Consider the following 25,218-nt stretch of genomic DNA (forward strand, 5'->3'; position numbering starts at 1 on the left):
CGGGAACATCTTCCGGAGTTCCGTGGTTGCCCGGCGCATGACGAACCTGGGGGCGCTGGGCGCCACGTTGGGCACGACCGGGCCGGAGACCGTCGCGGCCGCCACCGAGCTGGAGGAGCTGGGGTACGCCGCGCTCTGGCTGCCGGGCGGGCAGGGCAGCAACCTGCCGCTGATCACCGATGTCGTCCACGGGACCGCGAAGATCCCGGTGGCCAGCGGCATCCTGCCGGTCGACCGGGTGCCCGCCGCCGACGTCGCCCGGGCGTACGCGGACCTGCCGGCCGGGCGGTTCGTCGTCGGCCTCGGCGGCGCCCACGGCCCGCGTCCGCTGGCCACCCTGAACGACTACCTCGACGAGCTGGACGACACCGTCCCCGCGTCCGCGCGGATCCTTTCGGCGCTCGGCCCGAAGATGCTGGAGCTGGCGCGGGACCGCGCGGCCGGCGCGTACCCGTTCCTGGTGACGACGGACTACGTCGCTTCGGCGCGTGAGATCCTCGGCGCGGGGAGGCAGCTGATCGTGCTGCTGAACGTCGTTCCGGAGTCCGACGCGGCGACGGCCCGCGATCGCGCCCGTTCCGGTTCCCTGCGGTTCCTGGCCGGGATGCCGGGCTACGCGAACAACTTCCGCCGCATGGGCTTCACCGACGCCGACATCGCGGACCTCTCGGACTCCCTCGTCGACGGGCTGACCGTGCGCGGCGATCTCGACACGGTCGTCGCCCGGCTGCGCGAGTACCGGGCGGCGGGGGCGGACCAGGTCGTCGTCCCGGCCGGTGACCTGCCCCGCGAATGGTGGCCGGCGCTCGCGGAGGCCGTGCGGTGACCTCGGCGCGGGCCCGCGGCCTCACCCACGGCGTCCCGGCGAAGGTGTCCTTGCAGGACGCCCTCGCCGCGGTCGCCGATCCCGTGCGCCGCAGCATCCTGCGCTCGCTCGCCGAAGTGCCGGAGTGGTCGAAGGCGTGCGGCACGTTCGACCTGCCGGTGGCGAAGGCGACGCTCAGCCACCACTTCGGGGTCCTGCGCGCGGCAGGGTTGATCGAGCAGCGCGACGAAGGCCCGCGGCGGCTGAACCGCTTGCGACGCCCTGAATTCGACGCCGCGTTCCCGGGGTTGCTGGACCTGGTGCTCAGTCACCCCGGCCGGTGAACGCCAGCGTCGTGCCGAGGCCGATCATCACGAGCCCGCCGGTGCCGCCGACCATCTCCAGGCGCTTCGGCGAGCGGGCGAACCACGCGCGGGCCGTGCCCGCGACCAGCGCCCACGCGCTGTCGGTGGCCAGCGCGATCGCCGGCAGGCACAGGCCGAGCAGCAGCATCTGGACCGGCACGGACCCGGCCGCCGGGTCGACGAACTGGGGCAGCAGCGCGGCGAGGAACACGATCGACTTCGGGTTCGCGAAGCCGACGACGAAGCCGTCGCGCAGCACGGTCACAAGCCGGCCGGGCGTCGCGCGCACCCGGGCGGCCATGGCCTCGGTGAGCTTGCGCCGGTGGCGGAACGCCTGGATGCCCAGGTAGACGAGGTAGATCGCGCCGGCGATCTTGATGGCGGTGAAGACCGCGGCCGACGTCGTCACGAGCGCGCCGAGGCCGAACGCGACCGCGACGACCTGCGTGTAGACACCCGCGGAGTTGCCCACGACGGTGAGCAGCGCGTCGCGGCGCCCGACCGTGAGCGCGCGGCTGATGGTGAACAGCACGCTCGGCCCGGGGACGACGACCATGAGGAACGTCAGCGCGGCGAAGGCCGCGAAGTGCGCGCCGGAGACCATTTCGTGAGGCTATCCCCGGGCCGGACCGGGCGACCAGCGGTTTTTGTCGGTGGCGGGTGGTATCAACAGCGGGTGCCTCCACCGACGATCAGCACCGCGCAGCGCCGGGCCCGTCTCGCGGTCCGCCACCACCTGGCCGCGCCCGCGGCCACGGTCACCGACGCCGTGACCGGGGTGGTGGCCCTGCACGCCACCGACCCGGCGACGGTGCACCTCTCGGCGTCCGCGCGGCTCGCGACGCCGGGGATTTCCCTGGTGGAGCAAGCGTTGTACGACGACCGGACGCTGCTGCGGCTGCTCGGCATGCGCCGCACGGTGTTCGTGACGACCCTGGACACGGCGGCGCTCGTGCAGGCCGGGTGCTCGGCGGACATCGCCGTCAAGCAGCGGAAGCTCCTCGAACAGCACCTCGGGCAGCAGGGGCATCCGGAGAACGTGCCGGAGCCGGGGAAGTGGCTGGCGGAGGTCGAGGAGTCGGTGGAGGCGGCGTTGCGCGCCCGCGGTTCGGCGACGGCGCAGCAGCTGAGCGAGGACGAGCCGAGGTTGCGCCAGCAGCTGCTGATGGCGGCGGGGAAGCCGTACGAAGCGATCGGCAACGTGACGAGCCGGGTGCTGTTCCTCCTGGCGGCCGACGGCCGCATCGCCCGCGGCCGGCCCCGCGGCAGCTGGCTCAGCAGCCAGTACGTGTGGCACCCGCTGGACGCCTGGGTGCCGGGGCTGCGGTCGTGGGACGCGGAGGAGGCCCGGGCGGAGCTGGCCCGCCGCTGGCTGCACGCGTACGGCCCGGCGCCGGTGTCGGACCTGCGCTGGTGGACGGGCTGGACGGCGGCGCAGACGAAGAAGGCATTGGCTGCGGTGTCCCCGGTGGAGGTGGACCTGGAGGGAGTACCCGGCGTGGCCTTGGCGGACGACCTTCCGCCGGTGCCCGAGCCGTCGCCGTGGGTGGCGTTCCTGCCGGCGTTGGACCCGACCCCGATGGGCTGGCAGGAGCGAGAGTGGTTCTTGGGCCCGCACCGGCCGGCGCTGTTCGACCGCAGCGGCAACATCGGCCCGACGGTGTGGGCATCCGGCCGGGTAGTCGGAGGCTGGGCGCAGCGACCATCGGGCGAAATCGCGTACCGGCTGTTGGAGGACGTGGGGTCGGAGGTCGCGGAGAGGGTGGAGGCGGAGGCGGACCGGTGCGCGAGTTGGTATGGGGAAGTGAGGGCGGTGCCGCGGTTCCGGACGCCGCTCGAACGCGAGTTGACGGCGTAGGGGAGGGGACTGCCGCTCAGGTGGGATGACGCTCGGCCGAGCCGAGCCGAGCCGAGCCGAGGTCGGGCCGAGGCGAGCCGAGCCGAGGTCTGGCTGAGCCGAGCGGAGGTCGGGCTGAGCCGAGCCAGACCGAGCCGAGTGGGGCCGAGGTCGGGTTGAGCCGGGCCGAGCCGCCCCGAGGTTGGGCCAAGCCGGGCTGGACTGAGGTCGAGCCGGGCCCAGCCGAGCCCAACCAAGCTAAGTCGAGCCGGCCGAGCCGAGTCGGGCTGAGCCGAGCCGCGTCCGCCGAGCCCAGCCCCGCTGCGGTCGGGCCCATGGGCCGCGAGTGCCTGCCGAGGTGACTCCTGCCGAGCCGGGCCCGCCTTCAACCCTGCCCCGCGGCCGCCCCTCCTATCGCTGGATCGGTCGAGTCATAGACCTCACGCCCCCCTCCAAAAGCCGCCCCGAGCCCCTCTCCAAACCAGCCTTTCACCACCCAACTCCACCCCATCGACTGAATCGTTACAGCACCCAACCAGACCCACCGGGACCCGCCCACCCGCACCCACCACAGCCAGCCGGAACCGGTCCCGCGAACAAGACCCCAACCCCCGACCGCCCCACGCCCGAAACCCCACCACCACACCCCCGGCTTCTTAATCGATTCTTGACCCGTTCGCCAAGTGGTGGAAGTCTCGTCAGGGCAGTCAGGGACGCGCGCGCCCGCACGCTAGGGTTGCCGCGAGCCCGCAAGTCACGGCCGGGTCACCCGGCCGATCCCCAGAGGAGTGGCAGCAGTGACCGTTCGCGTAGGTGTCAACGGCTTCGGCCGCATCGGCCGCAACTTCTTCCGCGCCGTGCAGGCCAGCGGCCACGACATCGAGGTCGTCGCGTTCAACGACCTCGGCGACGTCGCGACCATGGCCCACCTGCTGAAGTACGACTCCATCCTGGGCCGGTTCCCGGGTGAGGTCAGCGTCAGCGACGAGGGCATCGTCGTCGACGGCAAGACCATCAAGGCCCTCGCCGAGCGCGACCCGGCCAACCTGCCCTGGGGCGACCTGGGCGTGGACGTCGTGGTCGAGTCGACCGGCTTCTTCACCAACGCCGACGCCGCCAAGGCGCACATCGCCGGCGGTGCCAAGAAGGTCATCATCTCCGCGCCCGCCAAGGGCGAGGACCTCACCATCGTGCTCGGCGTCAACGACGACAAGTACGACGGCTCGCAGAACATCATCTCGAACGCCTCCTGCACCACCAACTGCCTCGGCCCGCTGGCCAAGGTCCTGCAGGACGCGTTCGGCATCGAGCAGGGCCTGATGACCACGATCCACGCGTACACGCAGGACCAGAACCTGCAGGACGCGCCGCACAAGGACATGCGCCGCGCCCGCGCCGCCGCGCTGAACATCGTGCCGACCTCGACCGGCGCCGCGAAGGCCATCGGCCTCGTCCTGCCGGAGCTGCAGGGCAAGCTGGACGGCTACGCGCTGCGCGTCCCGGTGCCGACCGGCTCGGCCACCGACCTCACGGTCACCCTGACCAAGGCCGCGACCCTCGAAGAGGTCAACGCCGCCTACAAGGCCGCCGCCGAGGGCGCGCTGTCGGGCTACCTGCGCTACAACGAGGACCCGATCGTCTCGTCGGACATCGTCACCGACCCGGCGTCCTGCATCTACGACGCGCCGCTGACCAAGGTCATCGGCAACCAGGTCAAGGTCGTCGGCTGGTACGACAACGAGTGGGGCTACTCCAACCGCCTCGCCGACCTGGTCAAGCTCGTCGGTTCGAAGCTGTCCTGAACAGATGAGCGTCAAGAACCTCGACGACCTGCTGGGCGAGGGCGTTCAGGGCCGGTACGTACTCGTGCGGTCCGACCTGAACGTCCCGCTCGACGGGGAGCGCATCACCGACGACGGCCGGGTCCGCGCGGCGCTGCCGACGATCAAGAAGCTCGCCGACGCGGGCGCCAAGGTCGTCGTCACGGCGCACCTCGGCCGCCCGAAGGGCGAGCCGGACCCGAAGTACACCCTCGCGCCCGTCGCGAAGCGGCTCTCGGAGCTGCTCGGCGCCGAGGTCGCGCTGGCCGGTGACCTGGTCGGCGAGTCCGCGAAGGCGCTGACCGGCGGCCTCGCCGACGGCGGTGTCGTCCTGCTGGAGAACGTGCGCTTCGACGCGCGCGAGACCAGCAAGGACGCCGTGGACCGCTCCGAGCTGGCCGCCGAGCTGGGCGCGCTCGTCCCGGGCGGCGCGTTCGTCTCCGACGGCTTCGGCGTCGTCCACCGCAAGCAGGCCTCGGTCTACGAGGTCGCGTCGGTCCTCCCGGCGTACGCGGGCGGCCTGGTGCTGGCCGAGCTGGACGTGCTGAAGAAGCTCACCGACGACGTCCAGCGGCCCTACGTGGTCGTCCTCGGCGGCGCGAAGGTGTCCGACAAGCTCGGCGTCATCGCGAACCTGCTGACCAAGGTCGACCGGCTGCTCATCGGCGGCGGCATGGCGTACACGTTCCTCAAGGCCCAGGGCCACGAGGTCGGCCAGTCGCTGCTGCAGGCCGACCAGCTCGACCAGGTCAAGGGCTTCCTCGCCGAAGCCGAGAAGCGCGGCGTCGAACTGGTCCTGCCGGTCGACGTGCTCGCCGCGACGGAGTTCTCGGCCGACGCCGAGCACGAGGTCGTCGACGCCACCGCCATCCCGGCCGACCGCCAGGGCCTCGACATCGGCCCGAAGAGCCGGGAGCTGTTCGCCGGCAAGCTGGCCGACGCCAAGACCGTGTTCTGGAACGGCCCGATGGGCGTGTTCGAGTTCGAGGCGTTCTCCGGCGGCACCCGGGCCGTCGCGGAGGCGCTCGTGAAGAGCGACGCGTTCACCGTGGTCGGCGGCGGCGACTCGGCGGCGGCCGTCCGTCAGCTCGGGCTGCCCGAGGACGGCTTCTCGCACATCTCCACCGGCGGCGGTGCCTCGCTGGAGTACCTCGAAGGCAAGGAACTGCCGGGCGTCTCTGCCTTGGAAAAGGTCGCCCTGGAGGAGAAGAACTAGTGGCACGCAAGCCGTTCATCGCCGGCAACTGGAAGATGAACCTGAACCACCTCGAGGCGATCGCGCTCGTCCAGAAGATCGCCTTCGCGCTGCCGGAGAAGTACTACGCGAAGGTCGACGTGGCGGTGCTGCCGCCGTTCACCGACATCCGCAGCGTGCAGACCCTGGTCGACGGCGACAAGCTCTCGCTCACCTACGGTGCGCAGGACCTCGCGCCGCAGGACTCCGGCGCCTACACCGGTGACATCTCGGGCCTGATGCTGGCGAAGCTGGGCTGCAAGTTCGTCGCCGTCGGGCACTCGGAGCGGCGCGAGTACCACGCCGAGACCGACGAGCTGGTCAACAAGAAGGTCAAGGCCGCGCTCAAGCACGGCATCACGCCGATCCTCTGCATCGGGGAGAAGCTCGAGGTCCGCGAGGCCGGCGAGCACATCCACCACACCACGACGCAGCTGATCGAGGGCCTGAAGGGCCTCAAGGCCGAGCAGGTCAAGGACGTGGTGGTCGCGTACGAGCCGGTCTGGGCGATCGGCACCGGCAAGGTCGCCTCATCGGCCGACGCCGAAGAGGTCTGCAAAGCCATCCGGGCGACCCTCCAGGAGAAGTACGGCGACGAGGTCGCTTCGTCCGTCCGGGTGCTCTACGGGGGGTCGGTGAAGTCGGGCAACATCAGCGAGCTGGTGGGCTGCGAGAACATCGACGGTGCCCTGGTCGGCGGAGCGAGCCTCGACGGCGAGGAGTTCACGAAACTCTGCGCACTCGCCGCGGGCGGGCCGCTGCCCTGATCGAGGCCACGACCGGGTAGCCTGTGTATCCGGTCCGTCACACAGCAGTGGACGAGTCCAGGGGTACGGTGGTGGTCGGAAACGACCATGCCGTACCCCTGCATTCTCCTAGAGCCCAGAGGATGACATGAAGCTGTTCCTGCAAATCCTGTTGATCGTCACCAGCGTCTTCCTGGTGGTCGCGGTGCTGCTGCACCGGGGCCGGGGCGGTGGCCTGTCGTCGCTGTTCGGCGGCGGGATGCAGTCGAGCCTGGCCGGGTCGAGCGTGGCCGAGAAGAACCTCGACCGCATCACCCTGCTGCTGGGCGCGGTCTGGCTGATCAGCATCGTGGGCCTGGGTCTGCTGCTCAAGGTGTGAGGCGTCCGGCGTTCCGCCGTCGATCGCGACCGGGTCACGACGGGGGAGCGCAGCGATTCGGCGTGCCTATTGGGGGGCGCGCCGCCGATTCCTAGGTGTGAGGATTCATGGTTGGCGGTAACGCGATTCGGGGCACCCGGGTGGGTGCCGGTCCTACGGGCGAATCGGAACGAGGAGAATCGGCGCCGCGGCGCCGGGTCGGCTACTGGTGCGCCAACGGCCACGAAGCCCGGCCGTCGTTCGCGCTCGACGCGGAGATCCCGGACGAGTGGGACTGCCCGCGCTGCGGCCTCCCCGGCGGGCAGGACGAGAAGAACCCGCCGGCCGCACCGCGGACCGAGCCTTACAAGACACACCTGGCGTACGTGAAGGAGCGGCGCAGCGACGCCGACGGCGAGGCCATCCTGGCCGAAGCCCTCGAGCGCCTGCGCCAGCGCCGGGAGATCATCTAACTTCGGCGGCCGAGAGCCACCCCGGGTCACCTCGGGGTGGTTTTTCGCGCGTTCCGGACTGGTTCGTCGCGGGTGAGTTGACGGACAAGGCGTGGGCGGCGATCGAGCCGCTGCTGCCATCGCGGCAAGGCGGCGGCCGGAGACGGTGATCGCGGGCAAAGCGTATTCACGTCCCTCGGGCCGCCACGCGATGCGATCGCCCGCCGCGCCGCCTACTACCTGGCCGAACTCACTCCTGGTGCCGCGCGCCGGAGCTGCCGAATCCGCGTGAGCAGCCCCCGATTTCCACGCTACCGGCGACCCCCGACAGTTCCGCACGAAAAGAGCCGCGAACGGCGAATCCCGGCCCATTCCGTCCGGAATCCGCCGTTCGCGGCTCCATCGAATCCGAAATCGTCGTACCCCACCGATAAACTGGCTACCGGGGGGCGGCGGCCGCCCTCAGCGGTCCAGCGGGTACCGGGCCCGGACGCGGAACCCGCCGTCCTCCGTGCCGGACGTCTCGAAACTCCCGCCCAGCAGCCGCGCCCGCTCGGCCAGGCCCGTCAACCCGTGGCCGCCCGAGGGCAGGGCCTCCGCTGTCCGGCGGGCTCGCTCGTTGCGGACCTCGATCTTGAGCGCTCCGTGCTCGCCCTGGATGCGGATCGTCGCCGTCGCGCCCGGGGCGTGCTTGTGGACGTTCGTCAGGCACTCCTGGACCGTCCGGTACGCCGCCGCCGACACCTGGTTCGGCAGCGCCTCCGGCAGGTGCTCCACCGACAGGTGCACCGGGACCTCCGACGTCCGGATCAGCCGGTCGAGGTCGTTGATCCCGGGGCGCGGGCCGTCGTCGTCGGCGCCCGCGCGCAGCACGCTCAGCAGGGACCGCAGCTCCTCCAGGGTCCGCTTCGAGAGCGTCCGGATGACCTGCGCGGTCTCCTGCGCCCGGTCGTCGGTCGACTGGGCCTGCAGCGCGCCGGCCTGCATCGCGATCAGCGTGATCTGGTGCGAGACGACGTCGTGCATTTCGCGCGCCAGCCGGGCGCGCTCCTCCGCGCGGACGGCGTCGGCGTGGAAGCGGCGCTCGCGGTCGCGGCTGGTGGCCAGCTCGGCGAGCTTGTTCGAAACCTCGGCCCGCGCGCCGATGAGCAGGCCGATCGCGATCGGCATGCCGGCGACGAGGACGCCGTAGATGCCGTCGAGGATGTGTTCACGCCAGCTGAGCTGGGCGAAGTCCTCCAGCGGCCACTGGACGAACCGGCAGCACCACACCAGCGCCGCGCCGACCCACGTCTGCCAGTGCAGCTGACGGCGGGTGGCGAGCATGCCGAGCGTGATCATCGACGCCAGCTGCGCCCAGCCGGCCAGGAAGCCGGGGACCGCGACGAGCACGGCGAGGAACGGGAACTTCCGGCGGAACACCACCGCGAGGCACGCGGCGCCGGAGAGCCAGATCGAATAGGGCTGGGCCTTCTCGGGGATCACCAGCCACACGTCGAGCACGGCCAGGATGACCGCGGCCGCCTCGATGGCGAACGTGACCACAGCGGGGCGCGGCACCGAGCCGAACAGGCTCAACCCGCGCTTGCGCACCCGCTCGGCGGCCGATGGCCCCGAGCCGGCGATCGAGATGCCTGGAATCGAGAGTCCCTCTGTACTCATCGCTGGCGACCCCATTCGTCTTGTGGACTTGTTGGTGAGAGGTGCTCAGGGCCCGATCGGGACGCGCAGCAACGGACAAATGTGCGGATGCTAACGAGGTCGCGTACGAAGACGGTAAGTTTCACCCGTTGTCGGAGTTACGGCGTCCGAATTCCGTAGTCGACTACTCCGTCCGGGGTATGACGGCGGAAGGGTGCTACCAAGAGTGGGAGTACTGCTCCGTACTGTGCACCGAGACGACCACATCGTGGGAATCATGTTACCCACGTGTGGTCGTCCGGCAAGGGGTCATCAGGCCGCCATGGACCGGAGGTCGTCGCCGAGCAGGTCGTGCAGGCCCGTGGCGCACGCCTTCGCCGTCTCGATCGACCTCGGCAGCATCCCGGTCTCGTAGGTCCGGACGGCTTCCCCGACGCTCGGCGCCGTCGCCAGCGCGGTGGCGAGCTCGGTGCCGTCCAGCAGGGCCAGGTTCGCGCCGACGCCCAGCGGCGGCATCAGGTGTGCGGCGTCACCGAGCAGCGTGAGGCCGGGGGTGTGGGTCCAGGCGTGCGGCACCGGGAGGACCTGCAGCGGCCGGTGCGTGAACCCGCCGTCGAGCTCGTGCAGGAACGCGAGCACGCTCGGGTGCCAGCCGGCGTAGCGCTCGAGCAGCTGTGCGCGCACCGCCGCCGTGTCGGCGAAGTCGAGCCCGGTGGCCCAGTCTTCGGGCGCGTAGAACGTCGCGTAGCAGCGGATGTGGCCGGTGCTGGTGCGCTGCGCGACGAGCGCGTTGCCGTCGACCTTCGTCATCAGCGTCCCCTGGCCGGTGAGCGCGGCCAGGGCCGGGTGGCGGTGGTCGGCGTCGTCGAGGCCGAACTCGACGAACGTGACGCCGCTGTACTCGGGCCGGACGCCGGTCAGGGTGCGCCGGACCCGGGACCACGCGCCGTCCGCGCCGACGACCAGGTCGAAGTCCTGGTCCGCGCCGTCGGCGAACGTCAGGCGCGCGCCTTCGCCGGTCTTGGTGACGTCGGCGATCGGACGGCCCCAGCGGACCGTGCCGGGGGAGAGGGAGTCGAGCAGGAGGCCGCGGAGCTGGCCGCGGTCGATCTCCGGGCGGAAGTCGTCGCCCTCGGCGGGGCTCTCGTCGAAGACGGTTTCGCCGGTGCGCGGGTCGACCGCCCGCATCTGCTGGCCTTCGGGGCGGGCCAGCGCGCGGAACTGTTCGTGCAGCCGCGCGGTGTGCATGGCGACCTGGCCGGTGTCGCCGTGGAGGTCGAGCGTGCCGCCCTGGGGGCGGGCGTCGGCCGAGGCTTCCTGTTCGAAGACGGTGACGTCGATGTCGTGGAGCTGCAGGACACGCGCACAGGCGAGCCCGCCGAGGCCGGCGCCGACGATCGCGATGGAGTTCATGGCTTCCCCCTGGAAGTGGGTGCCGCCGGCGAGTCCGGCGGTCTGGATCCAGAAAAGCACAGTGACTCAAAAAGTGCAACGACTTAACTTTTGAAGTGAGTCCACCATCACGTAGGATGGGCGCATGACCGAAGTGATCGGACGCCGCGAGCGCAAGAAGGCGCAGACCCGGCAGGCGCTGGCCGACGCGGCGCTGGAGCTGTTCCTGGAGCGCGGCTACGACGCGGTCGGGGTGAAGGAGGTGGCCGACGCCGCCGACGTCTCGGTGACGACGTTGTTCAAGTACTTCCCGAGCAAGGAAGCGCTGCTGTTCGACCAGGACGACGACATCGAGGCGGCGCTGGTCCGGGCGGTCCGCGGCCGGCCGCCGGGCCATTCGATCGTGGAAGCGCTGCGCGAGCACATGCTGCAGGACAGCGCGGACGGCGGCCCGAGCCCGGAGTTCATCCGGCTGATCGAGAGCACGCCGGTCCTGCGCGACTACGCCCGCCGGATGTGGATGCGCCACGAGACGGCGCTGGCGAGGGCGATCGCGGAGGAGGTGGCGGCCCCGGAGGACGACGTGTCGTGCGCGGCGCTGGCCCGGTTCGCGCTGGCCTCGCGAGAGCTGATCCTGGCGGCGAAGAACCCGCGCCGGGCCGCGGAGGAGATCTTCGGCTGCCTGGAGCGCGGCTGGCGCGTGAAGTAGCGCCCATAACGAAGGCCCCCTCGGCGAACCGAGGGGGCCTTCGAGAACGAACTCAAGCCGTCGGCGGCTGGTACACCTTCGTCAGCTTCCCGGCCGCGGCCCGATCCAGCAGCCACAACGTCCGGCGGTGCCCGCGAGCCCCGGCCACCGGCAGCTGGACCTCACCGGCTCCCGACAGAGCCAACGCCACCGCGTCCGCTTTCGCCGCCCCGGCCGTCATCAACCACACGTCCTGGGCCCGCCGGATGGCCGGCAGTGTCAACGAAATCCGCGTCGGCGGCGGCTTCGGGCAATTGCGCACCGCCACCACCGACCGCTCGGTTTCGTACACCGCCGGCGACTCCGGGAACACCGACGCGGTGTGCCCTTCACCGCCGAGACCCAGCATCATGATGTCGAACGACGGCACGTCGCCGTGGTCCTCCGGGCCGGCCTGGGAAGCCAGCACCGAAGCGTAAGCCTCCGCCGCCGCATCGGGGTCGTCCCCGAACTCGCCGTCGGACGCCGCTATCGCGTGGACTCGCTTCGGGTCCAGCGGGACGTGGTCGAGCAGGGCTTCGCGGGCCTGCTTCTCGTTCCGCTCGTCCGAATCCGCCGGGACGAACCGCTCGTCGCCCCAGTAGATGTCCAGGCGGGACCAGTCGATCGCGTCGCGGGCCGAGGACTCCCTCAGCTCCGACAGCACCGCGATGCCCGTGCCGCCGCCGGTCAGCACCAGCGAGGCCGAGCCCTTGGCCGCCTGGACGTCCACCAGCCGCGTGACCAGCCTGGCCGCCGCCGCGGCGGCCAGGAGGTCCTGGTTGGCGTAGACGACTACTTCCGTCTTGCTCATTTCTTCGAACCGGAAGCAGCCGCCGCGGCCGCCGGGGACGTGACGTCGGCCTTCGCCGGCGCCCCCGTCTTGCCGTTGGTGCCGGACGTGATCTTGCCCAGGCCGTGCAGCGACGTCTCGTACACCTCGTCCGGGTCGAGGCGCCGCAGCTCCTCGATCAGGCAGTCCTGGTTGTCGCGACGCTGCAGCGCGATCCGGCGGGTCGGCTGGCCCGGCTGGGTCAGCGTGCCGACGCGGCCGTCCGGCCGGTGCAGCTCCACCGGACCCGAGCGGCGGTTCAGGGTCACCGAGATGATCCCGGCCGCGCCCGTGCTCTTGACCCGCTTGACCGGCACCTTGAGGTACTCGGCCAGCCAGCCGGCCAGCAGCTCGGTCGACGGCGAGTCGGCCTCGCCGGTCACCGTCGCGCCGGTGACCTTCTCGTACGGCGGCAGGTCCAGCGCCGACACCAGCTGCGCCCGCCAGCGGGTCAGCCGGGTCCACGCCAGGTCGGTGTCGCCGGCCGTGTACGCCTTCGCGCGCGTGGTGAGCGCCTTCACCGGGTTCTTTTCCGCGGCGGAGTCGGTGATCCGGCGCTGGGCCAGCTCCCCGAGCGGGTCGTTCGCCGGGTCCTTCGGACCGGCCCCGGGCCACCAGCAGACGATCGGCGCGTCCGGCAGCAGCAGCGGCACCACCGCGCTCTGGCCCTGCCCGGCCAGCGGGCCGTACAGGCGCAGCACGATGACCTCGCTCGCGCCGGCGTCGCCGCCGACCCGGATCTGGCCGTCGATGCGCGGGGCGGCCGTGCGGGCGCCCTTGGCCACCACGATCACCCGGGACGGGTGCTCGCGGCTGGCGCCGTTGGCCGCCTCGATGGCCTCTTCGAGCTTGGCGTCGTCGTCGGCCACGATCACCAGCGTCAGAACCCGCCCGAGCGCGACTTGCCCGCCCTGTTCGCGGATCTCCACCAGCTTCTTGTTGAGTGCCGAAGTCGTGGTGGACGGCAGGTCGATGATCACGGGCGCCTCCATTTCCGGCCGGTGCGCTCCAGCATTTCGTCGGCGGACGGCGGGCCCCAGGTGCCCGGCGGGTACTGCTCCGGCGACCCTTCCTTGGCCCAGTTCTCCAGGATCGGGTCGAGGATCTTCCAGGAGAGCTCGACCTCTTCGTTCACCGGGAACAGCGACGGCTCGCCGAGCAGGACGTCGAGGATCAGGCGTTCGTAGGCCTCGGGGGAGGACTCGGTGAACGCGTGCCCGTACCCGAAGTCCATCGTGACGTCGCGGACCTCCATCGTGGTCCCCGGCACCTTCGAGCCGAACCGCAGCGTGATGCCCTCGTCCGGCTGGACCCGGATGACCAGGGCGTTCTGCCCCAGCTCCTCGGTCGACGTCGAGTCGAACGGCAGGTGCGGCGCCCGCTTGAACACGATGGCGATCTCGGTGACGCGGCGGCCGAGCCGCTTGCCGGTGCGCAGGTAGAACGGCACCCCGGCCCAGCGGCGGCTCTGCACCTCGAGGGTCACCGCGGCGTAGGTCTCGGTCTTCGAGTCCTTCGCGAAGCCCTCTTCCTGCAGCAGGCCGGGCACCTTCATGCCGCCCTGCCAGCCGCCGGTGTACTGGCCGCGCGCGGTGGTCTTGTCGAACGGCTCGACCGGTTTGGTGCCCGAGAGCACCTTGATCTTCTCCGCGCGCAGGGCCCGCGGGTCGAACGACAGCGGCTCCTCCATCGCGGTGAAGGCGAGCAGCTGCAGCAGGTGGTTCTGGATGACGTCGCGCGCCGCGCCGATGCCGTCGTAGTACCCCGCGCGGCCGCCGAGGCCGATGTCCTCGGCCATGGTGATCTGCACGTGGTCGACGAAGTTGGCGTTCCAGATCGGCTCGAACAGCTGGTTGGCGAAGCGCAGCGCCAGGATGTTCTGCACCGTCTCCTTGCCGAGGTAGTGGTCGATGCGGAACACCGACTCCTCGGGGAAGACGTCGTTGACGATCGCGTTCAGCTCTTCGGCGCTCTTGAGGTCGTGGCCGAACGGCTTCTCGATGACCACGCGCCGCCAGGTGTTCTCGTCGGCGTGCGCCAGCCCGGACCGGGCCAGCTGCTTGGTCACCACCGGGAAGGCGCCGGGCGGGATCGACAGGTAGAACGCGGTGTTGCCGCCGGTGCCGCGTTCCTCGTCGAGGTCCTTGATCGTCTGCGCGAGCCGGTCGAAGGCGTCGTCGTCGTCGAAGGTGCCCTGGACGAACCGGATGCCTTCGGCGAGCCGGTTCCACACCGACTCCTTGAACGGCGTCCGCGCGTGCTCCTTGACCGAGTCGTGCACGAGCTCGCCGAAGTCCTGGTGCTCCCAGTCGCGCCGGGCGAACCCGACGAGCGAGAAGCCGGCGGGCAGCAGCCCGCGGTTGGCCAGGTCGTAGATGGCGGGCATCAGCTTCTTGCGGGCCAGGTCGCCGGTGACCCCGAAGATCACCAGGCTGGACGGCCCGGCGATGCGCGGGAGCCGCTTGTCCCGCGGATCGCGCAGCGGGTTCTTCCACGTCATGCGCCGACCTCCTGTACCGCGCGGACGACCGCCGCGAGCCCCGCGGCCCGGTCGGTCAGGTGCAGGCGCAGCACCGGACGGCCGTGCTCGGCGAGCACCTGCCCGTCACCCAGGGCTTGGGCGTGCTGCAGCTGCCCCAGCGTGTAGGGCCGGTCCGGGACGTCGAGGTCCTGCTCGACAGCGCCGGTGAGCTGCAGGAAGACGCCGTTCTGGTGCCCGCCCTTGTGGTACTGGCCGGTGGAGTGCAGGAACCGCGGTCCCCAGCCGAACGTCGTCTGCAGCCCGGTGCGTTTGGCGATCTCACCGCGCAGCAGGGACGCCGAGGCGTCGTCCAGGCGGTCGAGGTAGGCCTGGACCGCGATGTAGCCCGCTTCCGGCGCCGAAGCGAAGAACGCGCCCAGCACGTCGGTCAGGCTGCCCTCGGTGGCCACCCCGTCGGATCCGAAGATCTCGACCGGACCGTCCACATTGGACGGGGTCTCGCCGCCCTTCAGCTTCTCCGGGTCGTCCAGCAGCGCGCGGGCCGCCTTCTTCGCCGCTTCCACGTCGGGCTGGTCGAACGGGTTGATCCCGAGCAGCCGGCCGACGAGCGCCGTGGCGAACTCCCAGAGCAGGAACTGCGCGCCCAGCGAGCCGGTGACCGAGATCTTCGCCGCACCCTGCGGGCTGCCGACCGCGGTGGGCGTGGCGTCGGACTTGGCGTCGGCGAAGCCGGGCGCCTCCGGGCCCTCGACCGCGACCGGCAGCAGGCCGGTGCCCTGCTTGCCGGTGGACTCGGCGATCAGCTGCTCCGCCCAGTCCGGGAATCCCTTGATGCCCGAGCCGGTGTCGGCCAGCACGACCTTCTCCGCGCCCGTTTCGTGCGCGGCGGCCCACGCGGCGGCCAGCTTGACCGCCGGGTTGTCCGCCGAGTCCGCGGCCAGCTCGTCGGCCACCGAGGCGGCCTGGTCGAGCAGCCGGGCGACGTCCGCGCCGGCGAGACCGGCCGGGACGAGCCCGAACGCGGTCAGCGCCGAATAGCGGCCGCCGACGTGCGGGTCGGCGAGGAAGGTCTTGCGATAACCCTCCTTTTCGGACAGTTCCTGGAACGGCGAGCCCGGGTCGGTGACGACCACGATCCGCCGCGCCGCGTCGATCCCCGCGTCGGCGAACGCTTTCGCGAAGATCCGCCGGTGGCTGTCGGTCTCGACGGTGCCGCCCGACTTCGACGACACCACGATCACCGTGCGCTCGAGGTCGCCGGCCAGCGCGTCGGCCACCTGGCCGGGGTCGGTGGTGTCGAGGACGGTCAGCGCGACGCCGTCGGTCGCGGTGATCACCTCCGGCGCCAGCGACGAGCCGCCCATTCCGGCCAGCACGACGCGGTCGACGCCCTCGGACCGCAGCTCGGTCCGCAGCGCCTCGATCTCGCCGATCAGCGGCCGCGACGACTTGTGCAGCGTCGTCCAGGACAGCCGGATCGACGCCTCGGCTTCGGCCTCCGGCCCCCAGAGCGTCGCGTCCTGCGCCGCCAGCTTCGACGCGATCTGGTCGTTGACCAGCTGCTCGGCCAGCGGCGCGGCGCGCTCCGCCAGTGCGGCGTCCACGATCTCGACGCCGGTCTTCTCACCTGTCGTCATGTCGTGCGTCAGCCCTTCGCCTTCTCGAGCTGCCCGTTCACGGTCTCCAGAAGCTCGGTCCACGACTTCTCGAACTTCTCGACACCCTCGTTCTCCAGCACCAGGAACACGTCGGTGATGTCGATGCCGACGGCCTCGAGCTTGTCGAAGACCTCCTGCGCCTCGGCGGCGCGGCCGGTGACCTGGTCACCGGTGATCTCGGCGTGCTCGGCGACCGCGTCCATGGTCTTCTCCGGCATCGTGTTGACGGTGTCCTTCACCACGAGCTGGTCGACGTAGAGCGTGGGGGAGTAGTCCGGGTTCTTCACGCCGGTCGAGGCCCACAGCGGGCGCTGCGCGTTCGCGCCTTCGGCCGCGAGGGCCTTCCAGCGGTCCGTCGAGATGCGCTCCTGGAAGGCCGCGTAGGCGAGCCGCGCGTTGGCGACGGCGGCCTTGCCGCGCAGGGCCTTGGCCTCGTCGGTGCCGATCGCGTCCAGGCGCTTGTCGATCTCGGTGTCCACGCGGGACACGAAGAACGACGCGACCGAGTGGATCCCGCGCAGGTCGTGGCCGTTGGCCTTCGCCTGCTCGAGACCGGCGAAGAAGGCGTCGATGACCGCCTTGTACCGCTCGACGGAGAAGATCAGCGTGACGTTGACGCTGATGCCCTCGGCCAGGGTCTTGGTGATGGCCGGCAGGCCCTCTTCGGTGGCCGGGATCTTGATCAGCACGTTCGGCCGGTCCACGGTCTTCCACAGGTCCTGCGCCTCGGCCACGGTCCGGTCGGAGTCCTTGGCCAGGCGCGGGTCGACCTCGATGGAGACGCGGCCGTCGACGCCCTTGGTGGCGGTGTAGATGTCGCGGAACAGGTCCGCGGCGTTGCGCACGTCGGTCGTCGTCAGCTCCCGGATGGTCGCCTCGACGTCGGCGCCGCGGGCGGCGAGCTCCTTCGTCTGCTCGTCGTACGCCTCGCCCTTCGACATCGCGTTGGCGAAGATCGTCGGGTTGGTCGTCACGCCCACGACGTGCTTGTCGCGGATCAGGCCGGCGAGGTTGCCGGTGTTCAGGCGTTCACGCGAAAGGTCGTCCAGCCAGATCGATACGCCGGCCTCGGACAGCTGCGCGAGCTTGTCGGTGCTCATTTGCTGCGTCATCCCCTTCAGGAATTCTTGGTGTTGGCGATCGAGCGGCGCGCGGCCTCGACGACTGCTTCCGCGGTGAAACCGAACTCACGGAACAGTGTGGCGGCATCGGCGGAGGCGCCGAAGTGCTCGATCGAAACGTTCACCCCGGCGTCACCGGTGAAGCGGTGCCACGACTGGGCGATGCCCGCCTCGACGGACACGCGGGCCTTCACACCGGCCGGGATGACGGATTCGCGGTAGGCCGCGTCCTGCGCGTCGAACCACTCGACGCACGGCATGGACACGACGCGCGCCTTGACGCCGTCGGCCTCGAGGGTCTTCTTCGCCTCGACGGCGAGCTGGACCTCGGAGCCGGTGGCCATCAGGATCACGTCCGGGGTGCCGTCCGAGTCCGCCAGGACGTAGCCGCCCTTCGCGACGCCCTCGGCGCTGGTGCCCTCGAGCACCGGCACGTTCTGGCGGGTCAGCGCCAGGCCGGACGGGTGGTGGATGTCCTCCAGCACGGCCTTCCACGCGTACGCGGTCTCGTTGGCGTCCGCCGGGCGGACGACGTTGAGGCCCGGGATCGCGCGCAGCGCGGAGAGCTGCTCGATCGGCTGGTGCGTCGGCCCGTCCTCGCCGAGGCCGATCGAGTCGTGCGTCCACACGTAGGTGACCGGCGCCTTCATCAGCGCGGCCAGCCGGACCGGCGGGCGCATGTAGTCGGAGAAGATGAGGAACGTCGCGCCGTACGGGCGGGTGCCGCCGTGCAGCGCGATCCCGTTGAGGATCGAGCCCATGGCGTGCTCGCGGACGCCGAAGTGCAGCGTCCGGCCGTACGGGGTGGCCTGCCACATCTCGGTGGCGGCCTTCTCGGGACCGAACGAGTCGGCGCCCTTCATCGTCGTGTTGTTGCTCTCGGCCAGGTCGGCCGAACCGCCCCACAGCTCCGGCAGCGGCTCGGCGAGGGCGTTGAGCACCTCACCGGAGGCCTTGCGGGTCGCGATGCCCTTGGCGTCCGGCTCCCACTTCGGCAGGTTGTCGGCGAAGCCCTCGGGCAGCGTGCGGGTGGCCATCCGGTCGCCGAGCTTCTTGCGCTCCGGGTTGGCCTTGGCCCAGGCCTCGTACTTCTCCTGCCACTCGGCGTGCGCGGCCTTGCCGCGCTCGAGCGCCTGGCGGGTGTGCTTGAGCACGTCGTCCTCGACCTGGAACGTCTGCTCCGGGTCGAAGCCGAGGATCTTCTTGACGGCGGCGACCTCTTCGGCGCCCAGCGCGGCGCCGTGCGCCTTGCCGGTGCCCATCTTCTTCGGGGCCGGGTAGCCGATCACGGTCCGCAGCGCGATGAAGGACGGCCGCTGCGTCTCGGCCTTCGCGTTCTTGATGGCCTCCTCGATCGCGACGACGTCCTCTCCGCCCTCGACGACCTGGGTGTGCCACCCGTAGGCCTCGTAGCGCTTCACGGTGTCCTCGGACAGCGCGATGTTGGTGTCGTCCTCGATCGAGATCTTGTTGTCGTCGTAGAAGACGATCAGGTTCCCCAGCTCCTGGCGGCCCGCGATCGACGAGGCCTCGGAGGTGACGCCCTCTTCGATGTCGCCGTCGGAGGCGATCACGAAGATGTGGTGGTCGAAGATGCTCTCGCCGGGCGCGGCGTCCGGGTCGAGCAGGCCGCGCTCGCGGCGGGCGGCCATCGCCATGCCCACGGCGTTCGCCAGGCCCTGCCCCAGCGGCCCGGTGGTGGTCTCGACGCCGTCGGTGTGGCGGTACTCCGGGTGACCCGGGGTCTTGGATCCCCACTTGCGCAGCTGCTTGAGGTCCTCGAGCTCGAGGCCGTAGCCGGCGAGGAACAGCTGGATGTAGAGCGTCAGGCTCGAGTGGCCGGCCGACAGCACGAACCGGTCGCGGCCCGGCCAGTGCTGGTCCGAGGGGTCGTGACGCAGCGTGCGCTGGAAGAGCGTGTAGGCCAGCGGCGCCAGGCTCATCGCGGTGCCGGGGTGGCCGCTGCCACAGTTTTCCACGGCGTCGGCGGCCAGCACCCGGACGGTGTCCACGGCGCGGGTGTCGGTCTCGGTCCAGTCGGCGGGGACGTTACGCCGGAGGAGTGGGTTGTTCTCGCTGGTAGTGGCGGTTTCGGACACTGAACTCCAACTCCCGGTCATGATGGTTGCGGCTGGTCTTCCTCGTTCCGGTTACCCGTACGCGCGGCTACTTATCTCAATCGATCCCGAAGGGACGATATTCCTGCTCGCGGCCATGCGCAGGGGCAATCGCGGCCCGTCGCGGCCAGCCTAGTGCTTGGGCCGGTCGAGGACCCGCGATCACCCACGGGATTCACCACGTCTAACATCGTTCGAGGGTTCAGACCGGCGTTCCACCACGGCTTCCGGCACGGACCCGCCCGAACCTGACGCAGGGAGTGAAATGTCGTTGGTGAACGCTGCGCACGGACGCAGTGAAGACACCAGCGCCGTGCACCCGACCGGTGATCGACCGCACGGTGACCGGCGAAGCCTCCGCCGGGTCGTCGGCGCCTACGCCGCGCTGGCGAAGCCGCGGGTGATCGAGCTCCTCCTGGTCACCACCATCCCGGCGATGTTCCTCGCCGGCCGTCAGATCCCCTCGCCGTGGCTGGTCCTGGCCACGCTGGTCGGCGGGACGATGGCCGCGGGCAGCGCGAACGCGCTCAACTGCGTGATCGACGCGGACATCGACAAGGTGATGAACCGCACGAAGCGCCGCCCGCTGGTGAAGGACTCGGTGCCCCGCCGCGGCGCGCTGATCTTCGGCTTGGTGCTGGGCGTCGCCTCGGCCGTGGTGCTCTACTTCACGGTCAACCTGCTGTCGGCCGTGCTGGCCGTGGCCACGATCCTCTTCTACATCTTCGTCTACACGCTCGGCCTGAAGCGGCGCACGTCGCAGAACGTCGTCTGGGGCGGCGCGGCGGGCTGCATGCCGGTGGTCATCGGCTGGGCGGCCGTCACCGGCACCGTGCAGTGGCCGGCGTTCGTGATGTTCGGCGTCATCTTCTTCTGGACGCCGCCGCACACGTGGGCGCTGGGCATGAAGTACCGCGACGACTACGAGCGCGCGGGCGTCCCGATGCTGCCGGTGGTCGCCACCGCCCAGCACGTCGCCCGCCAGATCGTCATCTACTCGTGGGTGATGGTGGCGTGGACGCTGCTGCTGCTCCCGGTGACGTCCTGGCTGTACGGCACGTTCGCGATCCTCGCGGGCGGCTGGTTCCTCTTCTACGCGCACAGCCTCCAGGCGGCGGTGCGGCGCGGTGAAGAGACGAAGCCGATGGCGCTGTTCCACCGGTCGAACACGTACCTGATGATCGTGTTCGTGGCCTTGGCGGTGGACTCGGCCATCGGCCTGCCCACCCTCGGCCTGCCGTTCTGAGCCCGGCGGAGTTCTTCGCCGACGTCATCGAGTCCGGAACCGTCCTGGGCGCCGACCCCACGTGGTCGCCCGAGCGGGTGGCGGAGCTGCTCGGCGACGACTTCGGCGACAACCCCTCGAAGTACTCCTTGGGACGCGACCACGGCATGGTCGAGTTCTTCTGGCAGCGCCCCGACCCCGGGGTCCCGTGGGCGGGTACGCACTTCTCGGTCCAGGCCCACCGGCTCCGGTACGGCGACCCCGAGCTGGTCAACCCGGCGATCCGGGCGCGCTACGGGGCTTTTCCCGGCACGGTGACCTTCGCCGAGGTCAGCGCGCTGCTCGTCGAGCGAGGTGTGCCGCTGCGGGAGGTGCCTTACCCGGCGGAAGCGGGCGAAATGCGCGCGTACTGGCAGCCGGAAGCGCACATCATGGTCTCCGTCGTCGAGGGGTCGTACTACGGCCGTGCCGGTGACCTCTACCGCGTCGCGAGTTCGAGCACCGGTATCCCGTGAGCACCCCGATGCTCAAGAAGATCGGGGTCGGCGTGGTCGCGGTCGCCGTGTTCGGGCTGCTGGCCCTCCTCGGCCGCGGCAAGGTGCCGCTGGACACGAACGAGCTGCTCGGCACGGCCTGCGCCATCCCGTCCCGCATCACCGCGCTCCCGGGCGCGCCCGACGCGGCTCCCGGCGGCGGTGACCTCCGGGTCGTCGAGCAGGGGGCCGGGACGGTAGTCGAGAACACCAGCGCCCAGTTCGCGTACCGCATCCCGGTGGCCGCCGGTTCGACGCGCGCCGAGGTACCGCTGCTCGCGCCGGGGCAGCGCACGGCCGTCGCGGGCGCCGGGCCGGTGACGTTCGGCCCGGTGGTGTGGCTGGCCCCGGAGAGCCTGGGCGGCTACACGCCGGTCACCGCCACCCCGGTTCCGGGCGGGGTTCGCTACACGTCGGCCAACTGCCGGGCGCTGACCAGCCGCGGAGCTGTGGTGCTCCACCGAGGCGAAACCGGCGGGATCTCGCGGAGCGAGGAGCTTCCCGCGGCGAGCGTGTCGTGCGCGCCGGGGGAGAAGGAGCTGCCGGCGGTGCTCCCGCCCGGCAGCGAGGTCTACCCGTACTGCGCTCTCGGGGCGGATTAGCGGAACTCTCGGTGTAGTCGCGAACACTGTGCGAGACTTCGGCGGTCGGGCTTACTCGGGAGGGTGCCATGACTGAGCGCGCAATCAGGCCCATCCGGCCCAGGTCAGCGCTTTGAGGGCGCGGTTCTACGGATGAGCCGCAAGGGTGTCCTGGCAGTACTCGGCACGGTCGTTCTCCTCGGTGCGATCGTCTTCGCCGCGGGCGGAAAGCTGCCTTGGACCAGTGGAGCATCGGGCGACCGCTGCACCATCCCCGAGCGGTTAGTCGTGAGTTCGCCGGCGGTGTCCACACCCGGGGGCGGCATCAAGGTGGTCGACCAAGGATTCAGCCAGAGCCCGTCCGGTCTGGTCAGTCTCGGGGCCGTGGTGGAGAACACCAGCGCCGACGTCGCCTACCGCGTTCCGGTGAAGTTCCGGCTGTTCGATGCCGCGCGCCACGAACTCCCGGAAGTCACCGCCAGCGAGGTTCCCCTCCTCCTTCCCGGCCAGCGGATCGGCGCCGGGAAAGGCACCTACGAGCGGGACGCGAGCGTGGCCACCGTCGAGACCGTCGTGGGCCCGAACGCCTGGTTGCCGAGTGGCGCCGTGGGCAGCCTCAGTCCAGTTAAGGCGACCCCGCTCCAGACCCGGCACTACTACCCGGACAACCCGATCTACGTCGACGTCCACTACCGGGAGATGTCCACGAACTGCCGGGCCCTGGACAGCAGTACCACCACCGCGATCTTCCGTGATCCCGCCGGGCGGATCATCGGGGGTGACAGCGGGTGGGCCGGCATGCAGCTCACCTTCCGGGACACCCACGGCACCGAGATCGTCGTCGAGCGGCAGCTCCCGGCCGGCCAGTCCTGCTCACCGGGAGAACGGGAGACCTGGGTGATCCCGGACGTCGGCGCTCCGACAACCGGTGACGATGCTCGCACCGAGGTCTACCCGTACTGCGCCCTCGGGGCGGAATGATCGCGCCGCGGGGGCCGTTAGACTCGGTTGGCTCTTTTTCCTTGAGGCGAAAGCAGGATGCTCTTGTCCGTCTCCTCGGACGACTTCTCCGCCGAGCTCGCCCGCGAGCAGGCGTACGTCACCACCCTCTACGCGAAGCTCGACGCCGAGCGCGTCGACGCCCAGCGCCGCCTCGACGAGACCTTGCAGCTGGCCGGCGGCACCCCGCAGGCCCGCACCGAGCGCGATGTCGCCACGACGCTCTACACCGACCGGCTGGCCCAGCTCGGCTCCGTCGAACAGGGCCTCGCCTTCGGGCGGCTCGACTTCGTCCCCGAAAGCGCCGAGGAGACCACCTACATCGGCCGGCTCGGGCTGTTCGACGAGGACGACGACTACCGGCCGCTGCTCGTCGACTGGCGGGCGCCCGTCGCGCGGCCCTTCTACCTCGCCACCGCTGCTTCCCCCGAAGGGGTGCGCCGGCGGCGGCACCTGCGGTCGCTGACCCGCAAGGTCACCGGCTTCGACGACGAGATCCTCGACCTCACCGCCGCCGACCAGGGCCAGGACCTCGGCCTGGCCGGCGAAGCCGCGCTGCTGGCCGCGCTGGAGCAGCGCCGCACCGGTGAGATGAGCGACATCGTCGCCACCATCCAGGCCGAGCAGGACCGCATCATCCGCGCCCCGCTCGGCGGCGTCATGGTCGTCCAGGGCGGCCCCGGCACCGGCAAGACCGCCGTCGCGCTGCACCGCGCGGCCTACCTGCTCTACACGCACCGGCAGCAGCTCACGACGCGCGGGGTGCTCGTCGTCGGGCCCAACAGCACGTTCCTGCGCTACATCGGCCAGGTGCTGCCGTCGCTCGGCGAGACCGGCGTGCTGCTGGCCACCATCGGGCAGCTCTACCCGGGCCTGGACGCCGACGGCGTCGAGTCCCGCGAGACCACCGAGGTCAAGGGCCGGCTCGTCATGGCCGAGGTGCTGGCCAACGCCGTGCGCGACCGCCAGCGCGTGCCCGAGCCGGTCATGGAGATCGAGTACGAGCACGACGTGCTGCGGCTGGACCGCAAGACCTGCACCGACGCCCGGACCCGCGCCCGCCGTTCGCGGCGGCCGCACAACCCGGCGCGGCGCCTGTTCGTCTCCGACGTCCTCGACGCGCTGACCCGCCAGGCCGCCCGGAAGCTGGGGGAGGACCTCCTGGACGGTCAAGACCTGCAGGACATCCGCGCCGAGCTGGCGGCCGACGAGAACATCGCCGCCGCGCTGAACGAGTTGTGGCCGGTGCTGACCCCGGAAAGCGTGCTCGACGACCTGTTCGCCGACCGCGAACGGCTCTCCAGCGCGGCCCGCAAGCTGCTGTCCCCCGAAGACCGTGCGCTCCTGGAGAGCGGCCGCGACGCGCGCTGGACGCCGGCCGACGTGCCACTGCTCGACGAGCTGGCCGAGCTGATCGGCGTCGACGACACCGAAGCCCGCGTCGAGCGCAAACGCCGTGAGCGCGAAGACCGCGCGTACGCCGAGGGCGTGCTCGACATCCTCGAGCAGGACGAAGAGATCATCGACGAAGAGCTGCTGCGCGTCTCCGACGTCCTCGACGCCGAGCTGTTCGCCGAGCGCCAGGTCGCGCGCAGCGAGCTGACCGCCGCCCAGCGCGCCGCGCAGGACCGGACGTGGACCTTCGGGCACGTGATCGTCGACGAGGCCCAGGAGCTGTCGGCGATGGACTGGCGGCTGCTCATGCGCCGGTCGCCGAACCGGTCGATGACGCTGGTCGGCGACGTCGCCCAGACCGGCGCGGCCGGGGGCGCGCGGTCGTGGGGCGAGGTGCTCTCGCCGTACGTCGAAAACCGGTGGCGCCTCGAAGAGCTGACCGTGAACTACCGCACGCCCGCCGAGATCATGGCGGTCGCGGCCCGGGTCCTCGCGGAGGTTTCGCCGGAGCTGTCGGCGCCGTCGTCGGTGCGGGAGACCGGGGTGCCACCGTGGTCGGCGCGCCCGGCTTCCCTGGCCGCGGAGCTGCCCGGGCTGGTGGCGCGCGAGCTGTCCGAAGTGGACGGTGGCACGGTGGCGGTCCTGGTACCGGGCGGTCGTTTCGACGAAGTGTCTTCGTGGCTTTCCGACCACGACGAACGGCTCAGCGTGCTGACCGTCGAGCGGTCGAAGGGCCTGGAGTTCGACTCGGTGGTGCTGGTCGCGCCGGACGAGGTCGTCGCGGGTTCGCCGCGCGGGCTCAACGACCTGTACGTGGCGCTGACGCGCGCTACGCGGCGGCTCGGCGTGGTCGCCACGGGTGACGACGTCCCGGCACTCTCCGTGCTTGGCTAGGGTG

General features: G+C 70.9%; 23 protein-coding genes. 14 read left to right on the forward strand and 9 right to left on the reverse strand.

Annotation, left to right across the window (positions count from 1 at the left end; translation table 11 throughout):
• Positions 1-37 precede the first annotated feature (37 nt).
• A complete protein-coding gene (locus ACIRSS_RS03425) occupies positions 38-826 on the forward strand; it encodes a TIGR03620 family F420-dependent LLM class oxidoreductase (protein ID WP_400890046.1) in 789 nt (262 codons plus the stop codon).
• Complete coding sequence (locus tag ACIRSS_RS03430; RefSeq protein WP_400890048.1) at positions 793-1,149, forward strand: ArsR/SmtB family transcription factor; 357 nt, start codon at positions 793-795, stop codon at positions 1,147-1,149. Before ACIRSS_RS03425 ends, ACIRSS_RS03430 begins: the two co-directional genes overlap by 34 nt.
• Here ACIRSS_RS03430 and ACIRSS_RS03435 read toward each other — a convergent pair.
• Positions 1,130-1,774, reverse strand: a complete 645-nt coding sequence (locus tag ACIRSS_RS03435) for a LysE family translocator (protein WP_400890050.1) — start codon at positions 1,772-1,774, stop codon at positions 1,130-1,132. The two genes, ACIRSS_RS03430 and ACIRSS_RS03435, sit on opposite strands and share 20 nt — an antisense overlap.
• A gap of 72 nt (positions 1,775-1,846) precedes the next feature.
• On the opposite strand from ACIRSS_RS03435, the gene ACIRSS_RS03440 reads away from it, so the two are divergent.
• The 6 genes from ACIRSS_RS03440 (at position 1,847) to ACIRSS_RS03465 (ending at position 7,638) form a co-directional block, all read left to right on the forward strand.
• Complete coding sequence (locus ACIRSS_RS03440) at positions 1,847-3,028, forward strand: winged helix DNA-binding domain-containing protein (protein ID WP_400890052.1); 1,182 nt, start codon at positions 1,847-1,849, stop codon at positions 3,026-3,028.
• Between the two features lie 776 nt (positions 3,029-3,804).
• Positions 3,805-4,809, forward strand: a complete 1,005-nt coding sequence (gap, locus tag ACIRSS_RS03445) for a type I glyceraldehyde-3-phosphate dehydrogenase (RefSeq protein WP_103336099.1) — start codon at positions 3,805-3,807, stop codon at positions 4,807-4,809.
• Between the two features lie 4 nt (positions 4,810-4,813).
• Entirely contained in the window at positions 4,814-6,043 is a 1,230-nt protein-coding gene (locus tag ACIRSS_RS03450) for a phosphoglycerate kinase (protein ID WP_400890054.1), read from the forward strand.
• Entirely contained in the window at positions 6,043-6,828 is a 786-nt protein-coding gene (tpiA, locus tag ACIRSS_RS03455; RefSeq protein ID WP_400890056.1) for a triose-phosphate isomerase, read from the forward strand. The genes ACIRSS_RS03450 and tpiA overlap by 1 nt, the downstream gene beginning before the upstream one ends.
• A gap of 127 nt (positions 6,829-6,955) precedes the next feature.
• The gene (secG, locus tag ACIRSS_RS03460) at positions 6,956-7,186 is read left to right on the forward strand and encodes a preprotein translocase subunit SecG (RefSeq protein ID WP_086845181.1); all 231 of its coding nucleotides are present in this window, start codon (positions 6,956-6,958) and stop codon (positions 7,184-7,186) included.
• A gap of 107 nt (positions 7,187-7,293) precedes the next feature.
• A complete protein-coding gene (locus tag ACIRSS_RS03465; protein WP_086671261.1) occupies positions 7,294-7,638 on the forward strand; it encodes an RNA polymerase-binding protein RbpA in 345 nt (114 codons plus the stop codon).
• Positions 7,639-8,079: 441 nt separating this feature from the next.
• Here the strand turns inward: ACIRSS_RS03465 and ACIRSS_RS03470 are convergent, their stop codons facing one another.
• Both ACIRSS_RS03470 and ACIRSS_RS03475 read right to left on the reverse strand, forming a co-directional pair.
• Complete coding sequence (locus ACIRSS_RS03470) at positions 8,080-9,279, reverse strand: sensor histidine kinase (RefSeq protein WP_400890058.1); 1,200 nt, start codon at positions 9,277-9,279, stop codon at positions 8,080-8,082.
• Positions 9,280-9,570: 291 nt separating this feature from the next.
• Positions 9,571-10,671, reverse strand: a complete 1,101-nt coding sequence (locus tag ACIRSS_RS03475; RefSeq protein WP_400890060.1) for an FAD-dependent oxidoreductase — start codon at positions 10,669-10,671, stop codon at positions 9,571-9,573.
• Between the two features lie 124 nt (positions 10,672-10,795).
• Between ACIRSS_RS03475 and ACIRSS_RS03480 the strand changes: the two genes are divergently transcribed.
• Positions 10,796-11,359 carry a TetR/AcrR family transcriptional regulator gene (locus ACIRSS_RS03480; protein WP_400890062.1) on the forward strand — a complete coding sequence of 188 codons (564 nt, stop codon included), beginning with the start codon at positions 10,796-10,798 and terminating at the stop codon, positions 11,357-11,359.
• Positions 11,360-11,411: 52 nt separating this feature from the next.
• Here the strand turns inward: ACIRSS_RS03480 and pgl are convergent, their stop codons facing one another.
• From pgl to tkt, 6 genes are read right to left on the reverse strand one after another with little or no spacing between them, the layout of a single operon-like run.
• Positions 11,412-12,191, reverse strand: a complete 780-nt coding sequence (pgl, locus tag ACIRSS_RS03485) for a 6-phosphogluconolactonase (RefSeq protein WP_400890064.1) — start codon at positions 12,189-12,191, stop codon at positions 11,412-11,414.
• On the reverse strand, positions 12,188-13,189 hold the full coding sequence (opcA, locus tag ACIRSS_RS03490) for a glucose-6-phosphate dehydrogenase assembly protein OpcA (RefSeq protein WP_400890066.1): 1,002 nt from the start codon (positions 13,187-13,189) through the stop codon (positions 12,188-12,190). Before opcA ends, pgl begins: the two co-directional genes overlap by 4 nt.
• On the reverse strand, positions 13,186-14,709 hold the full coding sequence (gene zwf, locus ACIRSS_RS03495) for a glucose-6-phosphate dehydrogenase (protein WP_400890068.1): 1,524 nt from the start codon (positions 14,707-14,709) through the stop codon (positions 13,186-13,188). The genes opcA and zwf overlap by 4 nt, the downstream gene beginning before the upstream one ends.
• Positions 14,706-16,328 carry a glucose-6-phosphate isomerase gene (locus ACIRSS_RS03500; protein WP_400890070.1) on the reverse strand — a complete coding sequence of 541 codons (1,623 nt, stop codon included), beginning with the start codon at positions 16,326-16,328 and terminating at the stop codon, positions 14,706-14,708. The genes zwf and ACIRSS_RS03500 overlap by 4 nt, the downstream gene beginning before the upstream one ends.
• Positions 16,329-16,336: 8 nt before the next feature.
• Positions 16,337-17,449: a transaldolase gene (gene tal / locus ACIRSS_RS03505; RefSeq protein ID WP_400890072.1), complete on the reverse strand. Its 1,113-nt coding sequence runs from the start codon at positions 17,447-17,449 to the stop codon at positions 16,337-16,339.
• Positions 17,450-17,466: 17 nt separating this feature from the next.
• The gene (gene tkt / locus ACIRSS_RS03510; protein ID WP_400890074.1) at positions 17,467-19,569 is read right to left on the reverse strand and encodes a transketolase; all 2,103 of its coding nucleotides are present in this window, start codon (positions 19,567-19,569) and stop codon (positions 17,467-17,469) included.
• 283 nt (positions 19,570-19,852) lie between these two features.
• Between tkt and ACIRSS_RS03515 the strand changes: the two genes are divergently transcribed.
• The 5 genes from ACIRSS_RS03515 (at position 19,853) to ACIRSS_RS03535 (ending at position 25,214) form a co-directional block, all read left to right on the forward strand.
• Positions 19,853-20,833 (forward strand): heme o synthase, encoded by a 981-nt coding sequence (locus tag ACIRSS_RS03515; RefSeq protein WP_400890076.1) that lies wholly within the window; start codon positions 19,853-19,855, stop codon positions 20,831-20,833.
• Between the two features lie 77 nt (positions 20,834-20,910).
• Complete coding sequence (locus ACIRSS_RS03520; RefSeq protein ID WP_400890078.1) at positions 20,911-21,327, forward strand: hypothetical protein; 417 nt, start codon at positions 20,911-20,913, stop codon at positions 21,325-21,327.
• Positions 21,324-21,947, forward strand: a complete 624-nt coding sequence (locus tag ACIRSS_RS03525) for a hypothetical protein (protein ID WP_400890080.1) — start codon at positions 21,324-21,326, stop codon at positions 21,945-21,947. Before ACIRSS_RS03520 ends, ACIRSS_RS03525 begins: the two co-directional genes overlap by 4 nt.
• A 132-nt stretch (positions 21,948-22,079) precedes the next feature.
• Entirely contained in the window at positions 22,080-22,907 is an 828-nt protein-coding gene (locus ACIRSS_RS03530; protein WP_400890082.1) for a hypothetical protein, read from the forward strand.
• A gap of 57 nt (positions 22,908-22,964) precedes the next feature.
• Positions 22,965-25,214 carry a HelD family protein gene (locus ACIRSS_RS03535; protein WP_400890084.1) on the forward strand — a complete coding sequence of 750 codons (2,250 nt, stop codon included), beginning with the start codon at positions 22,965-22,967 and terminating at the stop codon, positions 25,212-25,214.
• Positions 25,215-25,218: the final 4 nt, after the last annotated feature.

Source organism: Amycolatopsis sp. NPDC101161, from assembly GCF_044768185.1.
Lineage (GTDB): Bacteria > Actinomycetota > Actinomycetes > Mycobacteriales > Pseudonocardiaceae > Amycolatopsis.

Coding starts and splice junctions, on each gene's coding strand:
- ACIRSS_RS03430 (WP_400890048.1), top strand. CDS start 793: ATGGTGGCCGGCGCTCGCGGAGGCCGTGCGGTGACCTCGGCGCGGGCC.
- secG (WP_086845181.1), top strand. CDS start 6,956: ATGAAGCTGTTCCTGCAAATCCTGTTGATCGTCACCAGCGTCTTCCTG.
- ACIRSS_RS03425 (WP_400890046.1), top strand. CDS start 38: ATGACGAACCTGGGGGCGCTGGGCGCCACGTTGGGCACGACCGGGCCG.
- ACIRSS_RS03475 (WP_400890060.1), bottom strand. CDS start 10,671: ATGAACTCCATCGCGATCGTCGGCGCCGGCCTCGGCGGGCTCGCCTGT.
- ACIRSS_RS03515 (WP_400890076.1), top strand. CDS start 19,853: ATGTCGTTGGTGAACGCTGCGCACGGACGCAGTGAAGACACCAGCGCC.
- ACIRSS_RS03435 (WP_400890050.1), bottom strand. CDS start 1,774: ATGGTCTCCGGCGCGCACTTCGCGGCCTTCGCCGCGCTGACGTTCCTC.
- tal (WP_400890072.1), bottom strand. CDS start 17,449: ATGAGCACCGACAAGCTCGCGCAGCTGTCCGAGGCCGGCGTATCGATC.
- ACIRSS_RS03480 (WP_400890062.1), top strand. CDS start 10,796: ATGACCGAAGTGATCGGACGCCGCGAGCGCAAGAAGGCGCAGACCCGG.
- ACIRSS_RS03470 (WP_400890058.1), bottom strand. CDS start 9,279: ATGAGTACAGAGGGACTCTCGATTCCAGGCATCTCGATCGCCGGCTCG.
- ACIRSS_RS03530 (WP_400890082.1), top strand. CDS start 22,080: ATGAGCCGCAAGGGTGTCCTGGCAGTACTCGGCACGGTCGTTCTCCTC.
- ACIRSS_RS03465 (WP_086671261.1), top strand. CDS start 7,294: ATGGTTGGCGGTAACGCGATTCGGGGCACCCGGGTGGGTGCCGGTCCT.
- pgl (WP_400890064.1), bottom strand. CDS start 12,191: ATGAGCAAGACGGAAGTAGTCGTCTACGCCAACCAGGACCTCCTGGCC.
- ACIRSS_RS03535 (WP_400890084.1), top strand. CDS start 22,965: ATGCTCTTGTCCGTCTCCTCGGACGACTTCTCCGCCGAGCTCGCCCGC.
- ACIRSS_RS03450 (WP_400890054.1), top strand. CDS start 4,814: ATGAGCGTCAAGAACCTCGACGACCTGCTGGGCGAGGGCGTTCAGGGC.
- zwf (WP_400890068.1), bottom strand. CDS start 14,709: ATGACGTGGAAGAACCCGCTGCGCGATCCGCGGGACAAGCGGCTCCCG.
- ACIRSS_RS03500 (WP_400890070.1), bottom strand. CDS start 16,328: ATGACGACAGGTGAGAAGACCGGCGTCGAGATCGTGGACGCCGCACTG.